The 8,570-nt window shown below is 52.9% G+C and carries 1 protein-coding gene; it reads left to right on the forward strand.

Annotation, left to right across the window (positions count from 1 at the left end):
• Positions 1–8,570, forward strand: an 8,570-nt coding sequence (locus C7B77_RS17415; RefSeq protein WP_146138375.1) for a non-ribosomal peptide synthetase, incomplete at both ends; no start/stop codon positions are given.

An 8,570-nucleotide genomic window follows, 5' to 3' on the forward strand; every position in this document is an offset into this window, starting at 1 on the left:
GTCGCTGCCGATCCCAGAGCGCGACTTGGATCGACTGGCTTTCGTCATCTATACCTCTGGTTCCACGGGGCAACCGAAAGGTGTGATGGTAACGCACCGAGGACTGGGAAATCTGGTACTGTTCCACCGAGAAATCTTCCAAGTGACGGCACAGAGTCGGGTGCTGCAATTTGCCTCCCTGAGCTTTGATGCTTCGGTGTGGGAAATCTGGATGGCACTGGGTAATGGAGCCAGACTTTACTTGGGCGATCGAGATGCGATCGCCCCAGGGGTAGATTTACAACAGTTTTTACACAGCCACTGTATCACCCATGCGACCTTACCGCCTGCTGCCTTGACAGTGATGCCGATCGCCGATTTCCCCGAACTACAGTATCTGATTGTGGCGGGGGAAAGTTGTCCGCCATCTGTAATCGATCGCTGGGCAGTCGGTCGGAATTTTTACAATGCTTACGGCCCGACCGAGACGACAGTGTGTGCGACGATCGCCCAGTGTCAACCCGATCGCGGACAACCGCCGATCGGCAGACCGATCGCGCACACCTCAGCCTATCTATTAGACGATCGCCAGCAACTAGTACCTGTCGGGATCGGTGGTGAGATTTATCTAGGTGGTGTGAATTTGGCGCGGGGCTACCTGAATCGGCCAGAATTGACTGCCGAGAAGTTCGTACCCCATCCTTGGGTACCCGGAGCGAAACTCTATCGCACGGGCGACTGGGGACGCTATCGCGCTGATGGTCAGATTGAATATTTAGGTCGGATCGACCAACAGGTCAAACTCCGAGGCTTTCGGATCGAGCTGGGCGAAGTGGAAACGATGCTGGGTCAGCATCCCGACGTGCTTCAAACTGCGGTGGTTGCCAGAACTTTAGACTCGGGTCGCCAACAACTGGTAGCTTATGTGGTACCGCAACCGAGCGGGCAACCATCGGTAGCAGCACTGCGGGAATTTATGTCCGAGCGGTTGCCTGACTACATGGTGCCCGGAGCGTTTGTGCTATTACCAGAGTTGCCAGTAACACCGAATGGCAAGGTCGATAAAGCCGCGCTACCCGCACCGGATCTCACGACCATGTTAGCCGCTGGATATGTCGCGCCGCAAACTGATGTCGAAGTAACTTTAGTCCAGATTTGGCAAGAAGTGCTGGGTCTGAACCAGGTAGGAACTCAAGATAATTTCTTCGCCATTGGTGGGGACTCAATTCTGAGCTTGCAAGTTGTGGCGCGGGCGAACCAAGCGGGAATTCAATTTACACCCAAACAACTCTTTGCCCATCAGTCGATCGGCGAACTAGCGCGGGTTGCTGGTACCCAGCCCCGCATCAGCGCAGAGCAGGGGATTGTTACGGGTGCCGTCCCGCTCACACCCATTCAAAAATGGTTCTTTGCCCAACAGTTACCCGCTCCGCACCATTTCAATCAGGCCGTGCTGCTCGAAGTACCCACCGATATATCGGCGACATGGTTGCAACAAGTGTTGACGGCGATCGTCAGTCACCACGATGCGCTGCGGCTGCAATTTACCGTCAGTAGCGATCGGGACTGGCACCAACAGAATGCGCCATTGGGTACCGAGCCGCAGCTTCAAATCGTCGATTTGAGCGACTTGACAGGTCAGCAGCAGACGGACAGACTCACGGAAATTTGCTCTCAACACCAAGCAACTATGGATCTAGCGGCGGGCTGTTTAGTCCGATCGACGCTGTTCCGGCTGTGCCCAGGTCAGCCACAACGACTGCTGATCGCCATTCATCACTTAGCCGTAGATGGGTTATCGTGGCGGATTTTATTAGAAGACCTGCAAACCGCCTACCAGCAGCTCGATCGCGGTCTAGACATTGTATTCCCAGCTAAAACTACCGCTTGGCAGGAGTGGGCGCAGCAGTTGACGGCAACTGCCGAAGATCGCTGGGGCGAATTGGCATACTGGCAAGCTCAGTCCCCACCAGATCGCTACTCCTTGCCGATCGATCGCGTTGGCGAAAATTCGCTCGATTCGGTTGATACGGTAGAAATTTCCCTCTCGGCGACTGCGACTCAAGATTTATTACACCGCGTACCAGCAGCATACCGAACACAGATTAATGATGTGTTGCTGAGTACACTCGCGCAGACGATCGCAGAGTGGACGGGTGAATCGCGTGTTTACCTGGACTTGGAAGGCCACGGTCGAGAAGAATTAGGCGCGGCAACGGACATTTCCCGCACGGTCGGCTGGTTTACAACGCTATTCCCAGTCTGTCTCGATCTCCCTGCACAGCGACAGCCCTCCGTCTGGCTCAAGACGATTAAAGAACAAATTCGATCGATTCCCGATAAAGGTATTGGTTATGGACTATTGCGGTACATTTGTCAAGCACCAAGTTTGGTCAACCAACTAACTGCACCAATTAGCTTTAACTATCTAGGACAATTCGATCGCACGCTGGATGTTGAGGGGAAATTCCAACTGGCGAGTGAATCCACCGGAGCCGATGTCAGTACCGAGGGCAATCGCCATCATCTGTTAGATATCAGTGGCTCGATCGTCACCGATCGATTGCAGTTGAGCTGGAGCTACAGCAGTAACTTACACGACAGATCGACGATCGAGCATTTAGCCGAGCGATTCATCAACTATCTAGAAGCGACGATCGAGCATTGCTTGGCACCGACATCTGGAGGCTATACTCCTTCAGACTTCCCGCTGGCGCAGCTATCTCAGCCCGAACTAGATCGGTTAGTCGGCGATAATTGGTCGGCGGTGGCGGATATTTATCCCCTCTCGCCGATGCAGCAGGGAATGCTGTTCCACAGCGTTGCCGATCCAGATTCGGGGGTATATGTAGAACTCCTCCACTGCACGTTACACGGTGTTGTCGATCTGCCAGTTTTCCAGCAAGTCTGGCAACAGGCGATCGATCGACACGATATTTTCCGCACGGGTTTCGTGTGGGGAGATCTCGCTCGACCCTTACAAGTCGTTCGTCACCAAGTTCCGCTCTCATTTACCTATCATGATTGGCGAAACAAGCAGTCACAGCAAGCCCAGCTAGCAGAACTAATCGAGCGAGAACGCCTACAGGGCTTCGATTTGAGCTGTCCGCCCCTATTGCGGCTACATTTAATTCAATTGGCAACCGATCGCTACGAATTAGTCTGGGTTCACCATCACTTGTTGTTAGATGGTTGGTCGTTGCCGATTGTATTTAAAGAACTGTTTGCCGATTATCATGCCAGCATCAGCGGTCAACCCGCGCCACAGGTTGCCGTCTCCCCTTACCGTAACTATATTGCGTGGTTGCAAACCCAAGATCGATCGGCTGCTCAAGCGTTCTGGCAAGAGCAACTTCAGGGGATTACTGCCCCAACGCCACTAATTACCGATCGGCACACGGAATTGACTCCAGGTTACGAGACGCGCCAGCTCCAGTTATCGATCGAGACGACAGCCACACTTCAAGAATTTGTCCGCCAACAGCACTTGACTCTGAGCAATCAGATCCAAGCAGCTTGGGCGTTGTTACTCAGCCGTTACAGTGGGGAAACTGAGGTGGTGTTTGGGGTCACGGTTTCCGGTCGTCCCCCGACGCTGTTGAGAGTCGAGGAAATGGTGGGTTTATTCATCAATACCTTACCCGTGCGCGTCTCGATCCCTAGCGAGCTGAGTGTTTTACCGTGGTTGCAAACCCTGCAAACCCAGCAACAAGATCGGGAACGGTATATTTACACGCCCTTGGTCGATATTCAAGGTTGGAGTGAGGTGCCGCGTGGAGTACCACTATTCGACAGTATTGTCGTGTTTGAAAATTACCCGCTCGGTGAGGCTGTCAACGGTCGCGTAGAAGGGCAAACGCTAGAGATTGCCAACGTCCGCAGTCTGGAGCAAACCAACTACCCACTGACATTGACGGTGCTACCCGGTCACGAATTAACGTTAGATATTAGCTACGATCGCTGTCGCTTCGCACCAGAGACGATCGATCGAATGCTGGGTCATCTCCACAATCTAATTGTGGGGATGGTGAGTAATACCGAGCTGTCGTTGTCACGATTACCGCTGCTATCTAGCGCAGAAGTGCAACAGTTGCAGGATTGGAACGCCACCGAGTGCGATTATCCTCACGATCTCTGTGTGCCAGAGTTATTTGCCCAGCAGGTGGCCGCCACACCCGATCTCGTCGCCGTAATTGAGGGTGGCGATCGGTTGACCTATCGCGAGCTAGCCGAACGCGCCAACCAATTAGCGCACCTGCTCCTAGACGCGAACGTCCAGCCCGATAGTTTAGTCGGAATTTGTCTGCCACGATCGCTCGATGCGATCGTGGCGATGTTGGCGGTGTCGATTGCTGGGGCGGCATATGTGCCCCTCGATCCGGCTTATCCGATCGGTCGCTTGGAGTTGATGTTAACTGATGCCCAGGTGCCAGTATTAATAACCCGTAGCGATCTCGGCTTGCCGCTATCGACCGCAGGTATGTCAGTGGTGCAACTGGACGATCGATCTGTAGATCGCTACCCGACAACGCCGCCTGTCGTCGATTACAACCCCGATCGGTTAGCTTACATTATCTATACTTCTGGCTCGACTGGAACACCCAAAGGGGTGATGATTCAGCATCGCGCCTTGGTCAACTTCATCACAGCGGCACAAGCGGCTTACCAGATTACCTCAGCCGATCGAGTGCTGCAATTTGCGGCTTACAGCTTTGATACAGCCATCGAAGAAATTTATCCGACCCTCCTCCGGGGCGCGACCTTGGTGTTGCGACAGGAAGCCATGCTCGATTCGATCGCCGCGTTCGTGACAGCGATCGAATCGATGGAGATTACGGTATTAGATTTGCCGACAGCTTATTGGCAGCAATTAGTTACCACTCTAGTTACCGATCGATTGAGTCTCCCCGCGACGGTGCGGCTGACGATTATCGGTGGCGAACAGGTTTCCACCAGTCATGTCGAGCTGTGGCAACGTCATTGTCCAGAAATTCCCCTGCTCAATACCTACGGGCCAACAGAAGCCACCGTCGTCACTACAGTTGCCGATCTATCGACTGCAACGCAGATCTCGATCGGGCGACCGATCGCCAATACGCAAGTCCAAATTCTCGATCCTCACGGACAACAGAACCCGATCGGTGTTGCTGGCGAACTACATATTGGTGGTGCTGGTTTAGCACTCGGTTATCTGGGTCAGCCGACACTGACGGCGGCCAAATTTATCACCACCGAAAACGATTTACGCCTGTATCGGAGTGGCGATCTCGCCCGATATTTACCCGACGGTCAAATTGAATACCTCGGACGGATCGATCGACAGGTGAAGATTCGCGGCTTCCGGATCGAACTTGGGGAGATTGAATCCGTACTCAGTCAGCATCCGCAGCTTCAAGCTGTAGTCGTCGATCGACCTCCCGTAGCCGATGTCGGTCGATCGCGCTTGGTTGCTTACTATGTCTTACAGTCGCCAGTAACCGACAGCTCCACCTTAGAAGCAGAGCTGCGCCAGTTTATCGCCGCCCGCCTCCCTGACTACATGCAGCCCAGTGCGTTCGTGCAACTCGATCGTCTCCCCTTAACTCCCAGTGGTAAAGTCGATCGTCAAGCCTTACCCGCACCATCGACGGTGGCGATCGCTCAGCGCGATCTAGTCCTACCGACTGCGCCTTTAGAAATTGCCCTAGCGCAGATTTGGCAAGAAGTACTCGGATTGCCTCAGGTGGGTCTGGAGGATAACTTCTTTACCATTGGTGGCGATTCGATTCTGAGTTTGCAAATCATCGCTCGCGCCAACCAAGTCGGCATCAAGTTAACCTTCAAGCAACTGTTTAGCCATCCATCGATTGGCGAATTAGTCAAAGTTGTCGAAACTGGCACGGTCGTCCGTGCGGAACAAGGGATGGTAACGGGAGCTGTACCGCTGACGCCGATTCAATCTTGGTTCTTCGAGCGGGAATTCCCCGAGCCGCACCATTTCAATCAATCGGTGTTGCTGCAAGTACCTGCCGATCTGGATGTCGATCGCGTGCAACGGGTCTTAACCACGATCGTCAGTCACCACGATGCTCTCCGCTTGACATTTACAGCCACCGATCGCGGTTGGCAGCAGTTTAACGCCCCTGTCAGCGAGCTACCCCAACTGCAAGTTATAAATTTAGGCGATTTAACAGGTCAGCAGCAGACCGACAGATTGACCGAACTTTGCAGCCAACAACAAGCCAGCCTAGATTTGACCGCAGGTTGTTTGCTGGGCGCAACGCTGTTTCAGATGGGCGCGCACCAGCCCCAACGGTTATTAATTGTCATTCATCACTTGGCTGTCGATGGGGTATCCTGGCGGATTTTATTGGCAGATATCCAAACTGCCCTACAGCAACTCCAGCAAGGTCTGGAGATCGGGTTGCCGCCCAAAACGACCTCCTGGCAACAGTGGTGCGAGCGATCTACCGAACTTGCCGCCAACTTTACGACAGAATTAACTTACTGGCAGCAGCAGACTCGATCGCAACCCTGGACTTTACCGCTAGATCGACAGGGCGAGAACTCGGTTAGCTCTAGCGAACATGTTTCGGTATCGCTATCGGTAGCCGCGACTCAAGATTTACTCCAGCAAGTCCCAGCAATTTACCGCACCCAAATTAACGATGTGTTGTTGGCGGCTCTGGCTCAAACCATCAGCGATTGGACACAGATGTCCACCATTCAGCTCGATCTTGAAGGTCACGGTCGCGAGGAACTACTCGCCGATCTAGACATTTCGCGGACGGTGGGCTGGTTTACGACCCTCTTCCCCGTCTGTCTGGATGTATCGGCGCAGCAGCCAGGACTACTGCTCAAGAGCATCAAAGAGCAATTACGGCAGATTCCGCATAAAGGCATTGGCTACGGACTGTTGCGCTATGTCTGCCAGGAACCGAGTTTAATCGATCTGGCGGCTGCGCCAATTAGCTTTAATTATTTGGGTCGATTCGAGCGCACCTTGGCGGATGATGGTGACTTCCAGTTAGCGAGTGAGTCCGCTGGGACCGAAACTAGCAGCTTAGGACAACGATCGCACATTTTAGATATTAATGCGGTAATTAGTTCCGGTCAGTTGGAGTTTGATTGGAGCTACAGTCATCATTTATTCGATCGGCAGACGATCGAACGATTGGCGCAGCAGTTGCTTCAGAATTTGCAGGCACTAATCGACCATTGTCTGGAACCTACATCTGGTGGCTACACACCCTCAGACTTCCCGTTAACGGCTTTGTCCCAAGCGGAACTCGATCGGCTAGTCGGGGAAGATTGGCGACAGGTAGTGGATATCTACCCCTTGTCACCAATGCAACAGGGAATGCTCTTCCACACGGTTTATGCTCCAGAATCTGGGGCTTACGTGGAGATTTTGCATTGTCAATTGCAGGGGAAAATGAATATTGAAGCATTCGAGCAAGCTTGGCAACAGACGATCGATCGTCATGAAATTTTCCGAACTAGTTTTGCCTGGTTAGATTTATCGGCTCCCGTGCAATGCGTCCGCCGAGATGTGGTGCTACCACTGGTGCTGGAAGATTGGCAAGACTGTGACGATCGCCGCCAGCAGGACAAATTGGCTGACTTAATCGATCGAGAACGCCAGCAAGGATTCGACCTCAGTCGCCCGCCGTTGATGCGATTACACCTGTTGCAGTTCGCTCCCGATCGGTATGAATTTGTCTGGAGCCACCATCATTTATTGTTAGATGGTTGGTCGTTGCCGATCGTCTTACAAGATGTGTTTGCTAGTTATGAGGCGATTTCCCAACACCAATCGCCTTCCCTACCAGCGACAACCGCTTATCAGTCTTACATTGCTTGGTTACAGCAACAGGACTCGAACCAAGCGGCTCAGTTTTGGCAACAACAACTTCAGGGCTTTACCACCCGCACGCCATTACCGATCGGTAAAACTGGCGATGCTGGCTCGGCGGAAGTCCGATTAGAAGTATCCGCCGAACTCAGTCAACAGATCGAAGCCTTTGCACGGGAGCATCAGCTCACCCAAAGCAATCTGATTCAGGGGGCATGGGCACTACTGTTGAGTCGCTATAGTGGCGAACGGGATGTGGTGTTTGGGGTAACTTGTGCTGGTCGTCCGCCGACATTACCTGGAGTAGAAACCATTGTCGGTCTATTTATTAATAGCTTACCGCTACGGACAACGCTGCCGATCGACCATCGATCGATCCCCTGGCTAAAGACGCTTCAAGCCCAACAAGCAGCTACTGAGGCATATACCTATACACCGCTGGTAGATATTCAGGGCTGGAGCGATGTCCCCAGAGGCTCATCGCTATTCGATAGTCTGGTCGTGTTTGAGAATTATCCAGTCAGTAGCGTCCAGCACCAACCGCTGAGTCATTTAACGATCGCCAATATTCAAAATCGTGCAGATACTAATTATCCCCTAACCTTAGTAGCTGCTCCAGGTGAAAACCTACTATTACGACTGGGATTCGATCGGAGCCGATTCAGCGCAGACACAGTAGCAAGAATGCTCGAACACTGTCAGCAACTGCTATCTGGCATCGTCACCCAACCAGAAATACCGATCGCGCAACTACCCC

This window comes from Chamaesiphon polymorphus CCALA 037 (assembly GCF_003003845.1).
Lineage (GTDB): Bacteria > Cyanobacteriota > Cyanobacteriia > Cyanobacteriales > Chamaesiphonaceae > Chamaesiphon > Chamaesiphon polymorphus.